Source organism: Streptomyces sp. NPDC090119 (assembly GCF_044747085.1).
In the GTDB taxonomy this organism is placed as follows: domain Bacteria; phylum Actinomycetota; class Actinomycetes; order Streptomycetales; family Streptomycetaceae; genus Streptomyces.
The window spans coordinates 245,286-265,397 of record NZ_JBIVDK010000005.1 but is presented as its reverse complement, the minus strand read 5'-3'; the positions used below and the strand labels follow the sequence as shown (position 1 = coordinate 265,397).

17 protein-coding genes are annotated in these 20,112 nt (G+C 71.8%); 12 read left to right on the top strand and 5 right to left on the bottom strand.

The features are described 5' to 3' along the window. Window positions 1-256 precede the first annotated feature (256 nt). On the top strand, window positions 257-1,366 hold the full coding sequence (locus tag ACIPPM_RS22770; RefSeq protein ID WP_401450731.1) for a sugar ABC transporter substrate-binding protein: 1,110 nt from the start codon (window positions 257-259) through the stop codon (window positions 1,364-1,366). A gap of 219 nt (window positions 1,367-1,585) precedes the next feature. Then, the gene (locus ACIPPM_RS22765) at window positions 1,586-2,614 is read left to right on the top strand and encodes a LuxR C-terminal-related transcriptional regulator (RefSeq protein ID WP_401450729.1); all 1,029 of its coding nucleotides are present in this window, start codon (window positions 1,586-1,588) and stop codon (window positions 2,612-2,614) included. On the opposite strand, the gene ACIPPM_RS22760 is transcribed toward ACIPPM_RS22765, so the two are convergent. Then, window positions 2,611-3,624, bottom strand: a complete 1,014-nt coding sequence (locus ACIPPM_RS22760) for a helix-turn-helix transcriptional regulator (protein ID WP_401450726.1) — start codon at window positions 3,622-3,624, stop codon at window positions 2,611-2,613. The two genes, ACIPPM_RS22765 and ACIPPM_RS22760, sit on opposite strands and share 4 nt — an antisense overlap. Before the next feature lie 349 nt (window positions 3,625-3,973). On the opposite strand from ACIPPM_RS22760, the gene ACIPPM_RS22755 reads away from it, so the two are divergent. Further along, window positions 3,974-4,309, top strand: coding sequence for a hypothetical protein (locus tag ACIPPM_RS22755; RefSeq protein WP_030816552.1), 336 nt, complete (start codon window positions 3,974-3,976; stop codon window positions 4,307-4,309). Between the two features lie 138 nt (window positions 4,310-4,447). Here the strand turns inward: ACIPPM_RS22755 and ACIPPM_RS22750 are convergent, their stop codons facing one another. Then, on the bottom strand, window positions 4,448-4,861 hold the full coding sequence (locus ACIPPM_RS22750; protein WP_401450724.1) for a pyridoxamine 5'-phosphate oxidase family protein: 414 nt from the start codon (window positions 4,859-4,861) through the stop codon (window positions 4,448-4,450). 115 nt (window positions 4,862-4,976) lie between these two features. On the opposite strand from ACIPPM_RS22750, the gene clpB reads away from it, so the two are divergent. Then, complete coding sequence (gene clpB, locus ACIPPM_RS22745) at window positions 4,977-7,574, top strand: ATP-dependent chaperone ClpB (protein ID WP_401450721.1); 2,598 nt, start codon at window positions 4,977-4,979, stop codon at window positions 7,572-7,574. A 172-nt stretch (window positions 7,575-7,746) separates the two neighbouring features. Beyond that, entirely contained in the window at window positions 7,747-8,277 is a 531-nt protein-coding gene (locus ACIPPM_RS22740) for a YbjN domain-containing protein (RefSeq protein WP_401450719.1), read from the top strand. An 86-nt stretch (window positions 8,278-8,363) separates the two neighbouring features. Here the strand turns inward: ACIPPM_RS22740 and ACIPPM_RS22735 are convergent, their stop codons facing one another. Beyond that, window positions 8,364-9,551 (bottom strand): pyridoxal phosphate-dependent aminotransferase, encoded by a 1,188-nt coding sequence (locus tag ACIPPM_RS22735; protein WP_401450717.1) that lies wholly within the window; start codon window positions 9,549-9,551, stop codon window positions 8,364-8,366. Between the two features lie 1,106 nt (window positions 9,552-10,657). Between ACIPPM_RS22735 and ACIPPM_RS22730 the strand changes: the two genes are divergently transcribed. The 7 genes from ACIPPM_RS22730 to ACIPPM_RS22700 all read left to right on the top strand — a co-directional run bounded on the left by ACIPPM_RS22730 (window position 10,658) and on the right by ACIPPM_RS22700 (window position 18,007). Next, entirely contained in the window at window positions 10,658-11,185 is a 528-nt protein-coding gene (locus tag ACIPPM_RS22730; RefSeq protein WP_389004035.1) for a DUF2617 family protein, read from the top strand. An 80-nt stretch (window positions 11,186-11,265) separates the two neighbouring features. Beyond that, on the top strand, window positions 11,266-12,903 hold the full coding sequence (locus ACIPPM_RS22725; RefSeq protein WP_401450715.1) for a polyamine aminopropyltransferase: 1,638 nt from the start codon (window positions 11,266-11,268) through the stop codon (window positions 12,901-12,903). 69 nt (window positions 12,904-12,972) lie between these two features. Then, window positions 12,973-13,818 carry an SRPBCC domain-containing protein gene (locus tag ACIPPM_RS22720; RefSeq protein ID WP_401450713.1) on the top strand — a complete coding sequence of 282 codons (846 nt, stop codon included), beginning with the start codon at window positions 12,973-12,975 and terminating at the stop codon, window positions 13,816-13,818. Window positions 13,819-13,885: 67 nt separating this feature from the next. Further along, complete coding sequence (locus ACIPPM_RS22715) at window positions 13,886-14,674, top strand: aldose 1-epimerase (RefSeq protein WP_401450710.1); 789 nt, start codon at window positions 13,886-13,888, stop codon at window positions 14,672-14,674. 10 nt (window positions 14,675-14,684) lie between these two features. Beyond that, the gene (pyrE, locus tag ACIPPM_RS22710) at window positions 14,685-15,236 is read left to right on the top strand and encodes an orotate phosphoribosyltransferase (protein ID WP_161147783.1); all 552 of its coding nucleotides are present in this window, start codon (window positions 14,685-14,687) and stop codon (window positions 15,234-15,236) included. 150 nt (window positions 15,237-15,386) lie between these two features. Then, on the top strand, window positions 15,387-16,409 hold the full coding sequence (fbaA, locus tag ACIPPM_RS22705) for a class II fructose-bisphosphate aldolase (protein ID WP_393594061.1): 1,023 nt from the start codon (window positions 15,387-15,389) through the stop codon (window positions 16,407-16,409). 104 nt (window positions 16,410-16,513) lie between these two features. Next, on the top strand, window positions 16,514-18,007 hold the full coding sequence (locus ACIPPM_RS22700; protein ID WP_401450707.1) for an MFS transporter: 1,494 nt from the start codon (window positions 16,514-16,516) through the stop codon (window positions 18,005-18,007). On the opposite strand, the gene ACIPPM_RS22695 is transcribed toward ACIPPM_RS22700, so the two are convergent. Both ACIPPM_RS22695 and ACIPPM_RS22690 read right to left on the bottom strand, forming a co-directional pair. Beyond that, a complete protein-coding gene (locus ACIPPM_RS22695; protein WP_401450704.1) occupies window positions 17,997-18,416 on the bottom strand; it encodes a DUF3151 domain-containing protein in 420 nt (139 codons plus the stop codon). The two genes, ACIPPM_RS22700 and ACIPPM_RS22695, sit on opposite strands and share 11 nt — an antisense overlap. Beyond that, entirely contained in the window at window positions 18,413-19,915 is a 1,503-nt protein-coding gene (locus ACIPPM_RS22690; protein ID WP_401451482.1) for a hypothetical protein, read from the bottom strand. Before ACIPPM_RS22690 ends, ACIPPM_RS22695 begins: the two co-directional genes overlap by 4 nt. Between the last annotated feature and the right edge of the window lie 197 nt (window positions 19,916-20,112).

Genomic DNA, 20,112 nt, shown 5'->3' with positions numbered 1-20,112 from the left:
TTCGGGTTTTCACAGCCTGGCTGACTTCATTCGACCGTGTGTACGTAACGGGCGGGACGGGCGGGGAGGGTGTGAAGCATGTTTACAGAGGGTCGCGCAAGGCTCCGCCATGTCTTCACTTCCTGAACGCTGCGTGGTGTTGCCATCTCGTTAAGTTGTTTTGCTTGACGCCATGGGGCGCCTGCAAGTTGTCTTTTCAGACACCTGGGTCGCGCACGCAGCACCCCGTCGGAACGCACCTGAAGTGAGCCCTCGAATGCGTCGTATCGCCATGTCCGTGGCCGCCGTCTCCACGATGGTCCTCCCGCTCGCCGGCTGCGGCGTCCTGAACTCGGCGGGTGACGACGCGAGCGCGAGCCCGACCATGGGCGACCAGGTCACCGTCGGCCTGCTGCTCCCGGAGAAGGCCAACACCCGCTACGACAAGTTCGACTACCCGATCATCAAGAGCCAGGTGTCCGAACTGACCCACAAGAAGGGGAAGGTCGAGTACGCCAACGCCGACGCGGACGCCGGTCAGCAGGCCGACCAGATGCAGCGGATGATCGACGAGAAGGTCAACGTCATCCTGCTGGACGCGGTCGACTCGCACGCCATCGCCTCCACGGTGAAGAAGGCCAAGGACGCGGGCATCCCGGTCATCGCCTACGACCGGCTGGCCGAGGGCCCGATCGACGCGTACATCTCCTTCGACAACGAGCTGGTCGGCCAGGTGCAGGCCCGGTCGCTGCTGGAGCGGCTGGGCTCGGGCGCCGGGCTCTCCGACAAGATCGTGATGATGAACGGCTCGCCCACCGACCCCAACGCCAAGCAGTTCAAGGAGGGCGCGCTCTCCGAGCTCAACGGCAAGGTGACGATCGCGGACAGCTTCGACACCAAGGACTGGAAGCCGGAGAACGCCGAGGCCAACATGACCGAGGCGATCGGCAAGATAGGCAAGGCCGACATCGCGGCCGTCTACTCCGCCAACGACGGCATGGCGGCCGGGGTCATCAAGGCCCTCAAGAAGGCCGGGGTCACCACCATGCCCCCGATCACCGGCCAGGACGCCGAACTCGACGCCGTGCAGCGCATCCTGGCGGGCCAGCAGTACATGAGCGTCTACAAGTCCTACCCGGACGAGGCCGAGGCCGCCGCGCAGATGGCCGTCGCCAAGGTGCAGGGCAAGGACATCCAGTTCGACGCCCTCACCCAGGACCGCATCGACAGCCCCACCGACAAGCAGATCCCGGCCAAGCTGGTCCAGGTGAGCGCGCTGACCAAGAGCAAGATCAAGGACACGGTCGTCGCGGACGGCATCTACTCGGTCGACGACATCTGCACGGCCGACTACAAGGCGGCCTGCGCGGCCGTCGGCCTGCGCTGACACCGCACGGCACGGCCGGGGCACGGCCCCGGGCCACCTGAGGGAGGCGGCCCCGCCGACGGCGGGACCGCCTCCCTCTTTCCCGCCCCGGCCGCCCCCGGCGATCCGGGCATACCGGTGTGTCGCGGCCCGCGGGGCGCGGGGAGCCGTGTTGCGGAGGCGGGCGGGGCCGCGCATAGTTGCGCTGCGAAGTGGCGGCGACCGGGGGTGGAATGGGCGATGGCCGGGCACGCGACGGAGAGACATCCCCATGGTGCCGACCGGCTGTGCGGGCCGGGGGACCGCGTGTACTCCCGCGCGGTGCGCCGGGGCCGGGTGCCGCGCGCCGAGGCCGAGCCGGTGCCCTGCCTGCTGGACCTGGCCCTGTTGCATCCCGACCCCGACGACATGGAATGGCTGGTCCCCACCTCCCCGCAGGAGGTGATGACCCGGCTGCTGCGCGGGGTCTACGACGAGGTCACCCAGAGCCAGCGCCGGATGGGCTCGGCGGTCGCCGCGTTCGACTGGTACGCCGGACTCGGCCGTCAACTGCCCGACCTCTCACCGCCGGGTGAAGGCACCGCGATCCGGGTGCTGGACGGGCTCACCCGTATCCAGGCCGCGATGGACGAGGCCACCGAGGCGTGCGCGACCGAGGTGCTGACCGTGCAGCCCGGCGGCATCCGGCGCGAGGCGGAGCTGACCGAGGGCCTGCACCGGGCGCTGGAACTGCGCGGCCGGGGCGTCCGGATGCGCGACCTGTACACCCATGTCGCCCGGCACGGCCAGGGGTTGCTCAACTACCTGGAGCTGATGGGCGACGCGGTGGAGGCCCGCACCCTGGACGAGGTCATCGACCGGCTCATCCTCTTCGACCGCACGGTCGCCTTCATCCCCGCCAACACCGACCGCACCATGGCCCTGGAGCTGCGCCACCCGGCGTTGGTGGAATACCTGGTGACGGTCTTCGAGCGGCTGTGGCGGCTGGCGATCCCGCTCACCGCCCCGCTGCCCGACACCGGCATCGAGGGCATCTCGCACCGGGAACGCGCCATCGCCGCGCTGCTCGCCGAGGGCCACCAGGACGCGGTGATCGCCGAGCGGCTCGGCATCAGCGTGCGCACCTGCCGCGCGCACATAGCCCGGCTCTCGGAGACCCTGGGCGCGACCAGCCGTACCCAACTCGGCGTCCGCATCGCCCAGGTGGGTCTGGACGGCCCGTCGCACGGACCGGCGGCGACCCCGGCCCGACCCGAACTGCGCGCCTAACCCTCCTCGTTGAGGATGCCGGAGCGGGCGATGAGGTAGCCGAGCTGAGCCCGGCTGCCGCTGCCCAGCAAGGTGGCCAGCTTGGCGATGTGGGCCCGGCAGGTGCGGACGTTCATCCCGAGACGGCGCGCGATGGCCTCGTCGACATGGCCCTCCACCAGGAGCTTGGCGATGGAGTGCTGGACGTCGGTGAGGCCGTCCGGCGCGGTCTCGTAGGGCGTGCCGGCGCTCAGCGGGACCGCGCGGCTCCACATGAACTCGAAGACCTTGACGAGGTAGCGCACCAGGCCGGGGTGGCGCAGCTCCAGGGCGACCTGGCGGTCCTCGCGGACCGGGATGAAGGCCACCGTCTCGTCGCAGATGATCAGCCGCTCCACCAGTTCGTCGATGGTGCGGTACTCCGCCTTGCCGTCGGCGAAGCGGTCCACGTAGGCGAGGCGGTCGGTGCTGTAGCGGGCGGTGTGCTGGTAGAGGGTGCGGATGCGCACCCCGCGCTCGATCAGCGGCTGATCGCGCTCCAGCGCCTCCAGGAGGCGGTTCTCGGGGCTGCGGCGGCCGCCGGGCTGCACGGTGAGCACCTCGGTGCGGCACTGGCCGGTCGCCAGGTCCAGGGCCGCGTTGATGCGGTCCAGGCCCTCCAGCACGGTGATCGCGTGGGTCGGGGCGTCCTCGCGCGCGCTCAGCGTCATGAAGGGTTCGAATATCTCGGACAGCACGATGGACCGGCGCCGCCGCTCGGCGATCTCCCGCTCGATCGGGGTCAGCCGCTGGGCCAGCGCGACGGCCGGTGCCACCGGCCGCAGCCAGCCGGGGTCGTCGGGATCGGGGTGGAGCAGGGCGAACTCCATCAGGCACGGGGCCGATTCGGCGTCCGCGCGCGGGATACGGCCGGTGCGCAGGGCGCTCGCGTAGAGACGGCTCCCATCCGCGCACATCTCGGTCACCGCGTGGGGATGTGTCGCCTCTGTACCGTTTGTCACCGAATCTCCACCCCCCAGGGTCCTGAACATGCAGGAACATGATGCACCGATCGTGTGGCGATGATGTGCCTGAATGAGCCATCGTCTAACTCGACGGGGGAAGAGGGGACTTTCAAGTGAGGACGAAGCCGACCATGCGTAACAGAATGCTTCGCTCGGCGCTTGTTGCCGCTCTCTCCGCCGTTGCGGCCGTCGGAACTCTGGCGGGCCTCTCCGGTGCGGCGAGCGGGCACGAGCCGGGCATCGGGGGGACCGTGACAGCGGCGGGCGTTCAGGACACCAGGTGGGACACCGCCCCGCTGGACACCCGGTGGGACAGTACGACCGCGGATACGAGGTGGGACGTCGCCCCGCTCGACACGCGGTGGGACTGATCACCATGACCACGCCTCCCGACGACCGCTCCTTCCGTCGTGAGATGGCTACCGCCTACCGTTCCGGCTGGCACTTCATCGATCTGGTCACCGCCATCCCCCACAGCGGCGACTCGTTGATGGTGACGGTGTTCGGCGAACCGGTCGTGGTCACCCGGGACGAGGACGAGGACGTACGGGCGTACCGCTGCCTGCGCAAGCCACGCGGCGCGCCGCAGCCGGTGCGGTGTGCCGTCCGGTACGGCATGATCTTCGTCAATCTCGACCAGCGGGACCACCGTCTCGCGGAGCCCGAGGTCGCCGACCTCAGGACCACAACTGCCACCCCCCGCAGTGCCTGACGCGATTCCCCCGTCGTAAAAGATCGCTCAGGCGCTTCCCCCCGCAGCGGCGTCACCGTGACCTGAACACGGTGACGCCGCTGCAGTTTCTGCGCATATTTCGGGGTATCGGCGCTCCGGCCAAGTGGCCGAAACTCTTCAGCCGCGCCCGAGCGCGCGTTCCACCTCGATCTCGATGGCGACCCGCAGGGGGTTCTCCCGGGGCTCCCGGCCGTACCGCTCGGTGAAGCGCCGCTCCGCCTCCGCGACCCGTTCCCGGTCCTCGCGCACCCGCGCCCGCCCCTCCAGCGTGGCCCAGCGCCGACCGTCGACCTGGCACACCGCCACCCGCGCCCCCTCCGCCCCGGCCGCCCGGACCAGCGCCGCCTTGGTGCTGGTGCCGCTGGTGATGACGCGGGCGATCCCCGCCTCCGGGTCCCAGGTCACGCAGACCGGCACCACGTGCGGGGTGCCGTCCGGGCGGATGGTGGTGAGTGTGCTCAGATGCCGCTCCCGCCAGAAGGCGACATACGCATCGTCCGGTGCGTCCAGATCCACGGAGTAGGAGGCCATGGCTGAAACCTAGCCAATCCGAGGTTCCCGCCGCTTAATTGAGTGCACCCGACTCAAGTTTGTGTACACTGGTTAAGTCATCAGTGGAGTAGTGGCGGAAGGGGAGAACACGCACGTGGACGCCGAGCTGACCAACAGGAGCCGGGACGCGATCAACGCCGCGAGCCAGCGGGCCGTGACGGAGGGGCATCCCGATCTGACGCCCGCTCACCTGTTGCTCGCTTTGCTCGCGGGCCAGGACAACGAGAACATCACCGATCTGCTCGCCGCCGTCGGCGCCGACCCGGCCGCCGTGCGCGCCGGGGCCGAGCGCGCCCTCGCCGCGCTGCCCAGCGTGACCGGCTCCACCGTCGCGCCCCCGCAGCCCAGCCGGGAGCTGCTCGCCGTCCTCGCGGACGCCGACGAGCGCGCCGGGGACCTCGGGGACGACTACCTCTCCACCGAACACCTGCTGACCGGTCTCGCCGCGAAGGGCGGAGCCGCCGGAGAAGTGCTCCGCGAGCAGGGAGCCACCGCCAAGAAGCTGCAAGAGGCCTTCCAGAAGGCCAGAGGAGGACGCCGCGTGACCACCGCCGACCCCGAGGGTCAGTACAAGGCCCTGGAGAAGTTCGGCACCGACTTCACCGCCGCCGCCCGGGAGGGCCGCCTCGACCCGGTCATCGGCCGGGACCAGGAGATCCGCCGGGTCGTGCAGGTGCTGAGCCGCCGCACCAAGAACAACCCCGTCCTCATCGGTGAGCCGGGCGTCGGCAAGACCGCCGTGGTCGAGGGGCTGGCCCAGCGCATCGTCAAGGGCGACGTGCCGGAGTCCCTTAAGGACAAGCGGCTGGTCTCGCTGGACCTCGGCGCCATGGTGGCGGGCGCGAAGTACCGCGGTGAGTTCGAGGAGCGGCTCAAGGCCGTGCTCTCGGAGATCAAGGACTCCGACGGGCAGGTCATCACCTTCATCGACGAGCTGCACACCGTCGTCGGCGCGGGCGCGGGCGGCGACTCCGCGATGGACGCGGGCAACATGCTCAAGCCGATGCTGGCCCGCGGCGAGCTGCGCATGGTCGGCGCGACCACGCTGGACGAGTACCGCGAGCGGATCGAGAAGGACCCGGCGCTGGAGCGGCGCTTCCAGCAGGTGCTGGTGGCCGAGCCGAGCGTCGAGGACTCCATCGCGATCCTGCGCGGTCTGAAGGGGCGGTACGAGGCGCACCACAAGGTGCAGATCGCGGACAGCGCGCTGGTGGCCGCCGCGACCCTGTCCGACCGGTACATCACCTCCCGCTTCCTGCCCGACAAGGCGATCGACCTGGTGGACGAGGCCGCGTCCCGGCTCCGCATGGAGATCGACTCCTCGCCCGTCGAGATCGACGAACTCCAACGCGGGGTCGACCGGCTGCGGATGGAGGAGCTGGCGATCGGCAAGGAGACCGACCCGGCCTCCCGCGAGCGCCTGGAGCGGCTGCGCCGCGACCTCGCCGACAAGGAGGAGGAGCTGCGCGGGCTCACCGCCCGCTGGGAGAAGGAGAAGCAGTCCCTCAACCGCGTCGGTGAGCTGAAGGAGCGCCTGGACGACCTGCGCGGCCAGGCCGAACGCGCCCAGCGCGACGGCGACTTCGACACCGCCTCCAAGCTGCTGTACGGGGAGATCCCCGAGCTGGAGAAGGAGCTGGAGGCCGCCTCCGAGGCCGAGGAGGAGGCCGCGAAGGACACCATGGTCAAGGAGGAGGTCGGCTCCGACGACATCGCGGACGTCGTCGCCGCCTGGACCGGCATCCCGGCCGGCCGCCTGCTGGAGGGCGAGACGCAGAAGCTGCTGCGCATGGAGGACGAGCTGGGCAAGCGGCTCATCGGCCAGAGCGAGGCCGTGCAGGCCGTCGCCGACGCGGTGCGCCGCTCGCGCGCCGGGGTCGCGGACCCGGACCGCCCCACCGGCTCCTTCCTGTTCCTCGGCCCGACCGGCGTCGGCAAGACCGAACTGGCCAAGGCGCTCGCGGACTTCCTCTTCGACGACGAGCGGGCGATGATCCGCATCGACATGTCGGAGTACGGCGAGAAGCACAGCGTCGCCCGCCTGGTCGGCGCGCCTCCCGGCTACGTCGGGTACGAGGAGGGCGGCCAGCTCACCGAGGCCGTGCGGCGGCGTCCGTACAGCGTGGTGCTGCTGGACGAGGTGGAGAAGGCGCACCCCGAGGTCTTCGACATCCTGCTCCAGGTGCTGGACGACGGCCGCCTGACGGACGGCCAGGGCCGCACGGTCGACTTCCGCAACACCATCCTGGTGCTCACCTCCAACCTGGGCAGCCAGTACCTGGTCGACCCGGGGCTCACCGAGGCGGAGAAGCGGCAGCGGGTGCTGGACACGGTGCGGGCCTCGTTCAAGCCGGAGTTCCTGAACCGGCTGGACGACCTGGTGGTGTTCTCCGCGCTCAGCGAGGCGGAGCTGGCCCGGATCGCCCGCCTCCAGATCGACCGCCTCGGCCGCCGCCTGGCCGAGCGGCGCCTCACCCTGGACGTCACCCCCGACGCGCTGGCCTGGCTCGCGGAGGAGGGCAACGACCCGGCGTACGGCGCCCGCCCCCTGCGCCGCCTGGTCCAGACCGCCATCGGCGACCGCCTCGCCAAGGAGATCCTCTCCGGCGAGATCAAGGACGGCGACACGGTCCGCGTGGACCGCGCGGAGGAGGGCCTGAGGGTGGGCCCGGCCACCGGAAAGTCCCTGTAATACAGGGCCTGGGCGTTTGCGGCTACGGCTCGGGTGTCACTCGTCCAGGCGACGCGTGACACCCGAGCGCGGGCCGCGTGTCCGCCCGTGGCTGACAGGCCGCGTCGGGGCTTGCCACGGACCTCCCCCTCTGGGGGAGGATGGCGGAATTCCGTACGAAGGGAAAACCACGGTGAGCATCGACCCGTCCTCGATTCCGAACTTCGGGGGCCAGCCCGAGCAGCAGCCGCAGGAACCGGCGGGCCCCGTCCTCCCGGACCAGGACCTCGTCAAGCAGCTCCTGGACCAGATGGAGCTGAAGTACGTCGTGGACGAGGAGGGCGACCTCGCGGCGCCCTGGGAGCAGTTCCGGACGTACTTCATGTTCCGTGGGGAGGACGAGCAGCGCGTCTTCTCGGTGCGGACCTTCTACGACCGCCCGCACCAGATCGAGGAGAAGGTGCGGCTGCTGGAGTCCATCGACGACTGGAACCGCCGCACCCTGTGGCCCAAGGTCTACACCCATACCCACGACGACGGCACGGTCCGCCTCATCGGCGAGGCCCAGATGCTGATCGGCACGGGCGTCGACCTCAACCACTTCGTCTCCTCCACGGTGAGCTGGGTCCGCGCGGCCATCGAGTTCGACAAGTGGCTCGCCGAGCAGCTCGGCCTCGAGCAGGAGATCGACGACGCGGAGGACTCGGGCGGGGACGTGGAGTAGTCCACGCCGGACCGAACGACGGCCGAGGGCCGGGGCGCGTGTTTCGCGCGCCCCGGCCCTCAGTCGTGCCAGCCGTGCCAGTCGTGTCAGGCGAGGCGGCGCAGGCGGTCGGTGGCCTCCTGGAGCAGCTCCGGCTTCTTGCAGAACGCGAACCGTACGAACGGGGCGCCCGCCTCCCGGTCGTCGTAGAAGACGGCGTTCGGGATGGCGACGACGCCCGCGCGTTCGGGGAGGGCGCGGCAGAAGGCGAAGCCGTCCTTCTCGCCGAGGGGGCGGATGTCGGTGGTGATGAAGTAGGTGCCCGCGGGGCGGAAGACGCCGAAGCCCGCCTCCGCGAGGCCGGTGGCGAGGATGTCGCGGCGGGCGAGCATGTCGCGCCGGAAGCCGTCGAAGTAGGAGTCGGGGAGGGCCAGGGCCTCGGCGACGGCGTACTGGAAGGGGCCCGCGGAGACGTAGGTGAGGTACTGCTTCGCCGAGCGGACCGCGCTGACCAGGGCGGGAGCCGCCGTCACCCAGCCGACCTTCCAGCCGGTGAAGGAGAACGTCTTGCCCGCCGAGCCGATCGTCACCGTGCGCTCGCGCATGCCGGGGAAGCTCGCGAGCGGGAGGTGTTCGGCGTCGTCGAAGACCAGGTGCTCATACACCTCGTCCGTCACCACCAGCAGGTCGCGCTCGACCGCCAGCTCGGCGATCGCGGCCAGCTCCGCGCGGGTCAGGACCGTGCCGGTCGGGTTGTGCGGGGTGTTGATCAGCAGCAGCCGGGTGCGGTCGGTGACGGCCGCGCGCAGCTCGTCCAGGTCCAGCCGGAAGCGGTCCTCCGCCGGGCGCAGCGTCACCGGTACGCGCCGCCCGCCCGCCATGGCGATGCTCGCGGCGTACGAGTCGTAGTACGGCTCCAGCGCCACCACCTCGTCGCCCGGCTCCACCAGGGCGAGCAGGGTCGCGGCGATGGCCTCCGTGGCGCCCGCCGTGACCAGGACCTCGGTGTCGGGGTCGTGGGCGAGGCCGTACCGGCGCTGCTGGTGCGCGGCGATGGCGTGTCGCAGCTCCGGCACGCCCGGGCCCGGCGGGTACTGGTTCCCGCGTCCGTCGCGCAGCGCCCGTACGGCCGCCTCCCTGATCTCCTCGGGGCCGTCCGTGTCGGGGAAGCCCTGGCCGAGGTTGATCGCGCCGGTGGCCGTGGCCAGGGCGGACATCTCGGCGAAGATGGTCGTCCCGAACTCGGCGAGCCTGCGGTTGAGGTACGGACGTGCGCTGGAGGTCATGCCGGCCATCCTGCGCCCAAGCTCCGGGGTTCCTCAACTCAGCCTGGCCCCGCATACCTGACCGTGGACGGTGCCACGTGTGCCGGCTCCGCGCCGGGCGGCGGGGTGCGGGTCCGTGGCAGCGGGGGAGCGGGGCGGGCGGCCCCCGACTGTTGATCCGGGCAGGTCAGGGGGCTGTTGTGGTGGTGGACCCTCAGAAGTTGCTCAACTCGGCTTTGGTGTTCTTCGTAGGCGGGCATCTCCCGGTCACCGCGCGGTGCGCGGGGATGGACGGGGCGCCCACGGGGGGTCGCTTCGGGGGAACGGAAGGAGGGGGGACGCCATGGTCTTCGGCATCATCCTCATCGTGGTGATCCTGGTCGTCGTGGCCGCGGCGCGGTCGCGGCGGCAACGGCGGCGTACGTGGGGGGTTTCCGCCGGGAAGGCGCGGTCGTTGCGGGGCGGCGGGTCGCGGTCGTCGGGGTCCTCGTCCTCGGGGTCGGGGACGGGGGCGTACGACGGCGGGTCGAGCTGGTGGGTCTGGGGCGGGGACTCCGGGTCCTCCTCCGGCGGGGGTCACCACGGTGGGCATCACGGGGGTCACCACGGCGGTGACAGCGGCGGCCACTCCGGGCACTCCTGCGGCGGCGGCCACTCGTCCTGCGGCGGTGGGTCCTCCTGCGGTGGCGGGTCGTCGTGCGGAGGCGGCGGGGGCTGCGGGGGCGGCAACTGAGCCCTCCCGGCACACATGGAGGCACACCAGGGCACGCACACCGAGGCGCGCGGGCGGGCGTAGCGGCGATATTCAGCCGCCCACGACCGCCCCCGCGTGGCGGAAACGCCCAGGGGGGCGGCGCCCCGGGCGTGCGAACCGGCGGAGCCACTCGCTCCGCGCTGGGCGTACGCCGTAGTTGAACAGTTGAGCTGTGGAGCCCTCTGAGGGATGGAAACCCTCCGAACTTGGGTAAAAACGCTGTGGCACGGCCAGTGTTCGTGATTCCCTCTAAAACACCACCCCAAGCCCTCGGACGCCCGATGGACACCGCTTCTCCAGCCGGGCCGACCTGGCCGAATCGCCCGGTGTCACCGAGGGGCGCCGGACCACCCCTCTCCTCGTGTGTTAGCGGAGCCGATCCATGCTCACGACCCTGAAAACGTCCTACACCGACACCCGCGCCGCCGACCTCGCCTGGGCCCTCGGCCGCGAACCGCTCCCTGCCCTGGCCACCCTCGATCTCGAACTGAGTGGGGCGAAGATGCAGTTGAGGCTGCTCGGCGCCTCCCACCAGGTCCTTCTGGAGGAGGACCGGGGCAGTTGTTCGGAGACGGTCGCGTGCATCCCCGGCTCCTCCACCCCGCTCCCCCTCGGCGTCGCCAAGCGCGTCGGCGACTGGGAGTACGAGTTCGCGGCGCGCGTGGAGATGCTCACGCCGGGCTCCTTCGCGGGCCGCGCCCAGGAGTTGCTCGCCCTGGTCTCCGACCATCCGCACGGACTGGCCGGGGTGTTCCCCGGCAGCCCGCACGCCTTCACCGCGATGCTCGCCCAGCGGCACGAGGGCCAGGTGCGCTGGCGTACCTGGCACGCGTACCCGCAGGACGGGCAGTTGGTGGCGACCCGCACCCGCGTCGGGGTGAGAGTCCCGGCCGGGCAGGGTGCCTGGTAAACCAACAGGGCCAGGTTGACGGGGAGTTTCCACACGTGTGGGTGACGAAGCGTCCCGCTGCGGTGACGTAACGTCGCAGCGTGATCGATTCGCACGCCCCCGTGTCCTCGGCCGCCCCGCCCTGGGCCGAGCCCGCGCGGCTGCCCGTCGAGCCCGGCACCGGGCGGTTCCTGGTGCTCGCGTGCGTCTTCGTCTGCGCGGCCTGCGGGCTGGTGTACGAACTCGAACTCGTCGCCTTCGCCTCGTACTTGATCGGTGACTCGGTCACCCAGGCGTCGGTGGTGCTGTCGGTGATGGTGTTCGCCATGGGCATCGGCTCGCTCGGCGCGAAACGGCTGCGCTGGCACGCCGCCGTGGGGTTCGGCGCGATCGAGACCGCGCTCGCGCTGGTCGGCGGGTGCAGTGCGATGGCGCTGTACGCGGTGTTCGCGTGGACCGGCGGCTGGGGCGGGATCTGGGCGGACGGCCCGCGCTGTCTGCTGGTCGGATTCTCCCTGGCCATCGGCCTGTTGGTGGGCGCTGAGGTGCCGTTGCTGATGGAGCTGATCCAGCGCATCCGGCGCCAGGACGCGGGCGGCGCGGTGGCCGACCTGTTCGCCGCCGACTATGTGGGCGCGCTGGTGGGGGGGTTGGCCTTTCCCTTCGTACTGCTGCCGTTCCTGGGCCAGTTGACCGGCGCGCTGCTCACCGGGTCGGTGAACGTGGTCGCCGGGAGCGCGCTGGTGCTCGGGCTGTTCCGCCGCGATCTGACCCGGCGCGCCCGCTGGACGCTGCTCGTCGCCGGGCTCGCGGTGCTCGGCGTGCTCGCCTCGGCCGCCGCGCTCGCCGGTGACTTCGAGGCGGCCGCCCGGCGCGCGGTGTACGGGCCGGACGTGCGGGTGGCCGCGCAGACCGACGTACAGGAGGTGGTCCTCGCCGGGGGGACGGACGGCAAGCCGCTCGATCTCTTCCTGGACGGGCGGCTGCGCGTCGGCGGCCGGGACGAGCGGCGCTACCACGAGGCTCTGGTCCACCCCGCGCTGTCCGGCCCGCACCGGCGGGTGCTGATCCTCGGCGGCGGGGACGGGCTGGCCGCGCGGGAGGTGCTGCGGGACGAGGGGGTCGCGCGGGTGGACGTGGTCGAACTGGACGCCGGTCTCGTCCGGCTCGCCCGCCGCGACCCCGGCCTCTCCGCCCTCAACGCGCACGCGTACGACGACCCGCGCGTGCACGTCACCACGGCGGACGCGCTGAGCTGGCTGCGGCGCGCCCCGGCCGGGCGGTACGACGTGGTCCTCGCCGACCTGCCCGACCCCGGCATCACGGCGAGCACCAAGCTGTACTCCCAGGAGTTCTACGGCCTCACCCGCCGCGTCCTCGCCCCCGGCGGACGCCTCGCCGTGCACGCCGGGCCGGTGACCGCGCGCCCCCGCGTCTTCTGGACGGTCGCGGAGACGTTGCGCGCGGCGGGGTTCTCGGCGACCCCCTACCGGGTCCTGGGCCACGACTCGGGGTTCGCCACCGGTCCCGACCGTTCGGCGGGCACTTCCGGCAGCCCCCACGACTGGGGGTTCCTGCTGGCGGCACCCGGCCCGCGGGCCCCCCTTCCCCGCCTCGACCCTGACGGCCCCCCGCCCCGCACCCTGACCGCGTCGGACCTGAGAACGGACGTGGCGGCGGCCCGGCTCACCCGTGTCCCCGGCCTGCCCCCGTCGACCCTGGCGCATCCCCGGTACTGAACCCTGACGGAGGCCCGGATGGACCGAGGGCAGGTGCATTCCGGTCCCTACTGGGTAGGCTCGGCCAACATGGAGTTCCAGGTCTTCGTTCCGGTTCCGGCCGACCGGCTCAGGGAGGCCCTCGCGGATGCCGTGAGGGTGGCCCGCGCGGTGCCGGGACTTCAGCAGGACGCCGGGGCGGAACCCGTCGCCGGACGCCTGAAGCTGCGGGTCGGCGGGCACTCCGTCACCTACCGGGGAACGCTCGCGGTGAGCGCGCGGGCCGACGGTACGTACGCGGTACGCGGTGACGGCACCGAGTCCCGGGGCACCGGCACGGTCACCCTCGCCCTCACCCTGAGCCTCGCCCCGACCGAGGGCGGCACGACGGTCATGGTCGGCGGCACCGCCAAGGCGGACGGCCGCCTCGCGGAACTCCCCGAGGAGACGGTGACGACAGCCGCCAACCGCCTGCTGACCCGCACCCTGGAGACCCTCGCGCAGGCGGCGGAGCAGCGGGAGGAGCCGGGGGAGTCCCCTGGGGACGACGACGCCCCTGAGTCCGCCCCGCCCTCCACCGCCCCCGAGCCCACCTCGCCCCCCGCCGTCCCCGACGCCGAAGTCCCCCCGCCCGCCCCCGACGCCGAAGTCCCGCCCGCCCTCGACCCCGAGACGCGGCCCGAGATCCCCGACACCGTCCCCGACGGTCTGGAGGTCCGCGCCGAGCCCCCCGCCGAGGCCGCACACGCCCGCCGCACGATGATCGGCCGCAGCGCGGAGGAGGTCGACCACGCCCCGCCGCGCGGCCGCTACGCCCCCGTCCCCGCGCCCCAGGCCATCACCGGCAACCCGGTCCTCCGCTGGGCCGCCCCGGCGGCCGCCGTCGCCGTGGCCTCCGCGATCGTGGTGGCCCGAGCCCTGCGCAAACGCCACTGACCGCTTCGCGGCGGTCGCCGAGTACGACGATGCCCCCACCCCCGGAGGGACCAGTAGGGTCGGGCACGTGAGTAACGGAGAGATCACGTTGGCCGCGGGTGACGCGGAGGTAAGGGTGCTGCCCGGTAACGGCGGGCGGATCGGCGGGCTGCTGGTCGGGGGGACCGAGCTGCTGCGGCAGGGGGAGCGGTTCGGGTGCTTCCCGATGGTTCCCTGGTGCGGGCGGATCAGGGACGGGCAGTTCCTGGACGGCGGAGTCGTACGGCAGATGCCGCTGAACTCCCCGCCGCACGCCATCCACGGCACCGCCCGCGACGGCGCCTGGCGCACCGCGCGGAAGTCGGCGGACGAGGCGGTGCTGACGTTCGAACTGACCGGCCCCTGGCCCCACTCCGGCAAGATCACGCAGGTCGTGAGCCTCGGCGAGGACAGCCTGACGCTGACCATGTCCGTGGAGACGTACGAGGATTCGTTCCCGGCGCAGATCGGCTGGCATCCCTGGTTCAACCGGAACCTGGGCGGCGAGGACGTGCGGATCGACTTCCACCCGGCGTGGCAGGAGGAGCGCGGCGAGGACCACCTGCCCACCGGCAACCGTATCGACCCGAAGCCCGGCCCCTGGGACGACTGCTTCGGCATGCCCGAGGGCGTCGACGTCACCCTGACCTGGCCCGGACAGCTGGAGCTGAAGGTGGCCAGCCGCGAACAGTGGGCGGTCGTCTACGACGAGCAGGACGCCGCCGTGTGCGTCGAGCCGCAGACCGGGCCGCCCAACGGGCTGAACACCGCCCAGCGCCTGGTCACCCCGCTGGAGCCGCTGGAGGCGTCCACGACCTGGACCTGGCGCCGCCTCTAAGCTGGGCGGTATGACGACGGACGTACGTGGCGAACTGCTCCAGCAGATCAAGGACAAGGCCGTGGTGCACGGCAAGGTGACCCTCTCCTCGGGTCTGGAGGCCGACTACTACGTCGACCTGCGCCGCATCACCCTGGACGGCGAGGCCGCCCCGCTGGTCGGCCAGGTGCTGCTGGACCTCACCGCCGACCTGGACTTCGACGCGGTCGGCGGTCTCACCATGGGCGCCGACCCGGTGGCCGCCGCCATGCTGCACGCGGCCGCCGCGCGCGGGCAGCGGCTCGACGCGTTCGTGGTCCGCAAGGCCGCGAAGGCGCACGGCCTGCAGCGCCGGGTCGAGGGTCCGGACATCGCGGGCCGCCGGGTGCTGGTCGTCGAGGACACCTCCACCACCGGCGGTTCGCCGCTGACCGCGGTCGAGGCGGTGCGGGAGGCCGGTGCGGAGGTCGTCGGCGTCGCCACGATCGTGGACCGGGCGACCGGCGCCGCGGAGAAGATCGAGGCCGGGGCGGGCGTTCCGTACCGGTTCGCCTTCTCGAAGGATGAACTGGGGCTGGACTGACGGCCCGCCGGGGGCTGGACTTCTCCCCGGCCGCCAGGCCGTCCGGCAGGGCCGGTCTGGAAAGATGGGGCCGACGCTGACGTCGCCCCCAGGGTCCAGGTCAGGGCCGCATATCGCAGAACGCCAACCCGCAACACGAGGAGCGGACAGATGCCCATCGCAACTCCCGAGGTCTACAACGAGATGCTCGACCGGGCGAAGGCAGGCAAGTTCGCCTACCCGGCCATCAACGTCACGTCGAGCCAGACCCTGAACGCGGCGCTGCGCGGCTTCGCCGAGGCGGAGAGCGACGGCATCGTCCAGATCTCGACCGGCGGCGCGGAGTTCCTCGGCGGCCAGTACAGCAAGGACATGGTGACCGGCGCGGTCGCGCTCGCCGAGTACGCGCACATCCTCGCCGAGAAGTACCCGGTCAACATCGCGCTGCACACCGACCACTGCCCCAAGGACAAGCTGGACGGTTACGTACGTCCGCTGCTCTCGCTGTCCGAGGAGCGCGTGAAGGCCGGCCGCAACCCGCTGTTCCAGTCGCACATGTGGGACGGCTCCGCCGAGACCCTGGCGGACAACCTTCAGATCGCGCAGGAGCTGCTGGAGCAGGCCCGCCGCGCGAACATCGTCCTCGAGGTCGAGATCACCCCGACCGGTGGTGAGGAGGACGGTGTCACGCACGAGATCAACGACTCCCTCTACACCACGGTCGACGACGCGATCCGTACCGTCGAGGCGCTCGGCCTGGGCGAGAAGGGCCGCTACCTGCTGGCCGCGTCCTTCGGCAACGTGCACGGCGTGTACAAGCCGGGCAACGTGGTGCTCCGCCCGGAGCTGCTGAAGGAGCTGAACGACGGCGTGGCCGCGAAGTTCGGCAAGCAGTCGCCGTTCGACTTCGTGTTCCACGGCGGTTCCGGTTCCTCCGAGGAGGAGATCCGTACCGCGCTGGAGAACGGCGTCGTGAAGATGAACATCGACACGGACACCCAGTACGCCTTCACCCGTCCGGTCGCCGACCACATGTTCCGTCACTACGACGGGGTGCTGAAGGTCGACGGCGAGGTCGGTGACAAGAAGCAGTACGACCCCCGCACCTGGGGCAAGCTGGCCGAGGCGGGCATGGCGGCGCGTGTCGTCGTCGCCGCGAACAACCTGCGGTCGGCGGGCAACAAGATGAAGTGACCCCTCCGGGTCTCCAGGACCTCTAAGGGTCCCCCAGGGGGTCCGGCATCCTGCTGCGCGCAGGGGCCGGGCCCCCTACGGGTATCCGGGGTATACCTGGGGGCATGCCCGATGTCCGGCTGGCGTCCCCCAAGGGCCGCTGGATTCTGCTGACCACCGTGCTCGGCTCCAGCATGGCCCTGCTGGACTCGACCGTCGTCAACGTCGCGCTGCCCCGCATCGGCCGCGACCTCGACGCGAGCCTGGCCGCGCTCCAGTGGACGGTCAACGCGTACATGCTCACGCTGGCCGGGCTGATCCTGCTGGGCGGTTCGCTGGGCGACCGGTACGGGCGCCGCAAGGTCTTCGTGATCGGTGTGGTGTGGTTCGCGGCGGCCTCGCTGATGTGCGGGCTGGCACCCGACCCGAACGTGCTGATCATCGCCCGTGCGCTCCAGGGCGTGGGCGGGGCGCTGCTCACGCCCGGTTCGCTCGCGCTGATCCAGGCGTCCTTCCACCCCGACGACCGCAGCCGCGCGGTGGGGCTGTGGTCCGGGTTCGGCGGGGTCGGGGCGGCGGTCGGGCCGTTCCTGGGCGGCTGGCTGGTGGAGGGGCCGGGCTGGCGCTGGGTGTTCCTGCTGAACGTGCCGCTCGCCCTGATCTGCGTACCGGTGGCGCTGCGGCACGTGCCCGAGTCGGACGCGGGGCCCGCGCGCGGGCGGTTCGACGTGCTCGGGGCCGTGCTGGGCGCGGCAGCGCTGGCGCTGCTGACGTACGCGCTGATCGAGGCGCGCTCGGCGTCCGTCGCGGTGTGGGTGACGGCGGTGGCGGGCGTGGCGGCGGCGGTGGCCTTCGTCCACGTGGAGCGGCACCGGCCGGACCCGATGCTCCCGCCGGACATCTTCGCCTCGCGGCAGTTCACCGCGGTCAACCTGGTCACGCTGTGCGTGTACGCGGCGTTCGGCGGCTTCTTCTTCCTGACCGCGCTCCAGCTCCAGGTGGTGGCGGGCTACTCCCCGCTGGCGGCGGGCACGGCCCTGCTCCCGCCGACGATCCTGATGCTGCTCTTCTCGTCCCGCTCGGGCGCCCTCGCCGACCGCACCGGCCCCCGCCTCCCCCTGACGGTCGGCCCGCTGCTCTGCGCGGCGGCGATGCTGCTGATGCTGCGGGTGGGCCCGGACGCGAACTACCTGACGGACGTCCTGCCGGCGCTGCTCGTCATGGGCACCGGCATGGTCACCCTGGTGGCCCCCCTGACCGCCACCGTCCTCGCCTCGGTCGACACGGCCCGCGCGGGCCTGGCGAGCGGCATCAACAACGCGGCGGCACGGGCGGCGGGCCTGGTGGCGGTGGCCGCGCTCCCCTTGCTGACGGGCATGGGCCCAGAGGCGTACCGGCTCCCGGCGGCCTTCAACTCGTCCTTCGACAAGGCGATGCCGATCTGCGCGGCGGTCCTCGTCCTGGGCTCGGTCCTCGCCTTCACCCAGATCCACCACCGCCCCACCCCGGACTGCTCCCACCCGGAATGCCGGACCCACTGCAGCCTGACGACTCCGCCGCTGGAGCAGGGTTCGGTCGGCCGGGAGGAGACTCCCGGCCGAGCGGCACCTAGCGCCTGAGCTCCGCGTACGCCTCCTCGCTGCTGTCCTGCAGGAACTGCCAGCAGCGGTCCGCCTCCTCCTTCTCGTCGATCGCGTCGGCCGCGCGGGCGAGGGCGGCGAGGCAGCGGAGGAAGCCGCGGTTGGGGACGTGGGACCAGGGGATGGGGCCGTGGCCCTTCCATCCGGCGCGGCGCAGGGCGTCGAGGCCGCGGTGGTAGCCGGTGCGGGCGTAGGCGTACGACTCGACCACGCGGCCGCCCTCGAAGGCGTCGTCGGCGAGCACCGCCCAGGCCAGGGAGAACGTGGGGTACTTCGCCACGACCTCGGCCGGGGCCAAGGACTCCTCGCCCAGCAGGCGGTACGCCTCTTCGTTCTCGGGCAGGTGCGTCGGGTCGGGGCCGCCGAGCAGGTTCTTGTGCGTAGTCATGGCTGAAGTCTGCCACTAGGGGATGTGCCCCGGACGGGCTCGGGGAGGCGTTCGTACACCGTCACTCGGCGGCCTCGTACGCTCTCGTCCGCGACGGGCCTGAAGTACCTCCGGAGTGCGGCCCTCTTCGCCTTGTCCCGGTGGGCCGAGTCCCGTTTCGCCACCCCTGGCGCGTCGGTGACCAGCAGGATTCGGTGGGAGCGGAGTATGGCCGCGCGGATGCGGGACGGCTCCGCCTCCACGCCCTTGAGGGTGCCCGAGGTCACCGGGGACTCCGCCAGGGCTACGTCCCGTAGCCCTGAGAAGGCGTCGGGGGAGACCAGGGCCGTGTCCCGGCGGGCGGCCGGGATGAAGAGGACCGCGTCTCCGGGGTGCCGCAGGTGGTGGACACGGTCGGCGGCCGACAGCACGTCGTCCACGCGGCTCTCGGGGGAGCGTTTGGCCAGGGATTGGGGGAGGAGAGCGGTCAGCGCCACGGCCAGGGTCAGGGGGAGGAGCAGGCGTGATGTCCGGGGGAAGCGTGGGGCCGTCGCGTCTGCCGCTCGTCCCAGTGCCGTGCCGATCAGCAGGGTCAGGCCGAGGTGGCCGAAGAGGATGTACCGGTCCAGGAAGAGGGGCTTGATCAGGGACATCCCTGTCAGGGCGAGGAGGGGGACCGCCAGTAGGGGGAGCGCCACCGAGGCGAGCGACGGTCTGCCGGGAAGGGGGCGGTCCAGGAAGGCCCCCAGGGCACCGATCGCCAGCAGGATCGCCGGGCCGATCAGCATGTGCCAGGTCAGGGGCGGTATCCAGGAGATCTGCTCGGACTGGGTCCGGGTGAAGAGAATCAGTGGGGCCGTTCCGGCGAGGGCACCCGTCGAAGCCACCGCCCAGCGCAGCCACGTACCCCGGGGCGCCCGGGTCCAGCACAGCGTCACCGCGTGTGCGACCAGCACCAGCAGCGAGAGCCAGTTCAGCAGCCCGCACAGCAGGACCGTCACGCCGTACGCGGCCCAGCGCCAGGAGGCCGGGCGCTCCAGCGGCATCACCAGCAGCAGTGTCGAGACCGCCGCGCCCGCCATGACCAGCGCGTACGGCCGCCCCTCCTGGAGGTAGAACTGCACGGCCGGGAGCAGCCCGAGGGCCATGCCCGCGCCCAGCCCGGCCCGGTTCCCGGCGAGGTGCCTGCCGATGACCGTCACGCAGCCCGCCGCGACTGCGACGGCCAGTACGGAGGGGAGGCGGAGGGTCGTGGTGCCGGGGCCGAAACCGGTGAAGAGGGCGTGCATCAGCAGGTAGTACAGGCCGTGTACGGCGTCGACCTGCCCGAGCAGGTGCCAGATGTCGGCCGTCGAGCGCCGGGCCACCTGCCAGGTCGCCGCCTCGTCCCGCCACACGCTGTGCTCCCGCGACAGCCCCCACAGCCCCAGTCCGACGGTCCACACCACCGGCACCACCCACAGGGGTCCACCCCTGCGGACCCGTACGGGAACCCGCGTCAGCCGCGCCCGGACCTCCACCGAGGTCACGACCCCGCCCCCATGAACGCGCACAGCACAGCCCGCAGCCCTCCCCCGATACGCGCGAGCCCGCAATCCCCCGTGCCCCCATGACACCAACGGTCACTCACGCCCCGCCAGCGACCCTAGGTGATCGCTTTCAGGAAGAGAACGGTCTTTTGCGGCCAGGAGGCCACCCCGCTAGGGCCAGCAAGCCA

Coding starts and splice junctions, on each gene's coding strand:
- ACIPPM_RS22770 (WP_401450731.1), top strand. CDS start 257: ATGCGTCGTATCGCCATGTCCGTGGCCGCCGTCTCCACGATGGTCCTC.
- ACIPPM_RS22765 (WP_401450729.1), top strand. CDS start 1,586: ATGGCCGGGCACGCGACGGAGAGACATCCCCATGGTGCCGACCGGCTG.
- ACIPPM_RS22760 (WP_401450726.1), bottom strand. CDS start 3,624: ATGTTCAGGACCCTGGGGGGTGGAGATTCGGTGACAAACGGTACAGAG.
- ACIPPM_RS22755 (WP_030816552.1), top strand. CDS start 3,974: ATGACCACGCCTCCCGACGACCGCTCCTTCCGTCGTGAGATGGCTACC.
- ACIPPM_RS22750 (WP_401450724.1), bottom strand. CDS start 4,861: ATGGCCTCCTACTCCGTGGATCTGGACGCACCGGACGATGCGTATGTC.
- ACIPPM_RS22735 (WP_401450717.1), bottom strand. CDS start 9,551: ATGGCCGGCATGACCTCCAGCGCACGTCCGTACCTCAACCGCAGGCTC.
- ACIPPM_RS22730 (WP_389004035.1), top strand. CDS start 10,658: ATGCTCACGACCCTGAAAACGTCCTACACCGACACCCGCGCCGCCGAC.
- ACIPPM_RS22720 (WP_401450713.1), top strand. CDS start 12,973: ATGGAGTTCCAGGTCTTCGTTCCGGTTCCGGCCGACCGGCTCAGGGAG.
- pyrE (WP_161147783.1), top strand. CDS start 14,685: ATGACGACGGACGTACGTGGCGAACTGCTCCAGCAGATCAAGGACAAG.
- fbaA (WP_393594061.1), top strand. CDS start 15,387: ATGCCCATCGCAACTCCCGAGGTCTACAACGAGATGCTCGACCGGGCG.
- ACIPPM_RS22700 (WP_401450707.1), top strand. CDS start 16,514: ATGCCCGATGTCCGGCTGGCGTCCCCCAAGGGCCGCTGGATTCTGCTG.
- ACIPPM_RS22695 (WP_401450704.1), bottom strand. CDS start 18,416: ATGACTACGCACAAGAACCTGCTCGGCGGCCCCGACCCGACGCACCTG.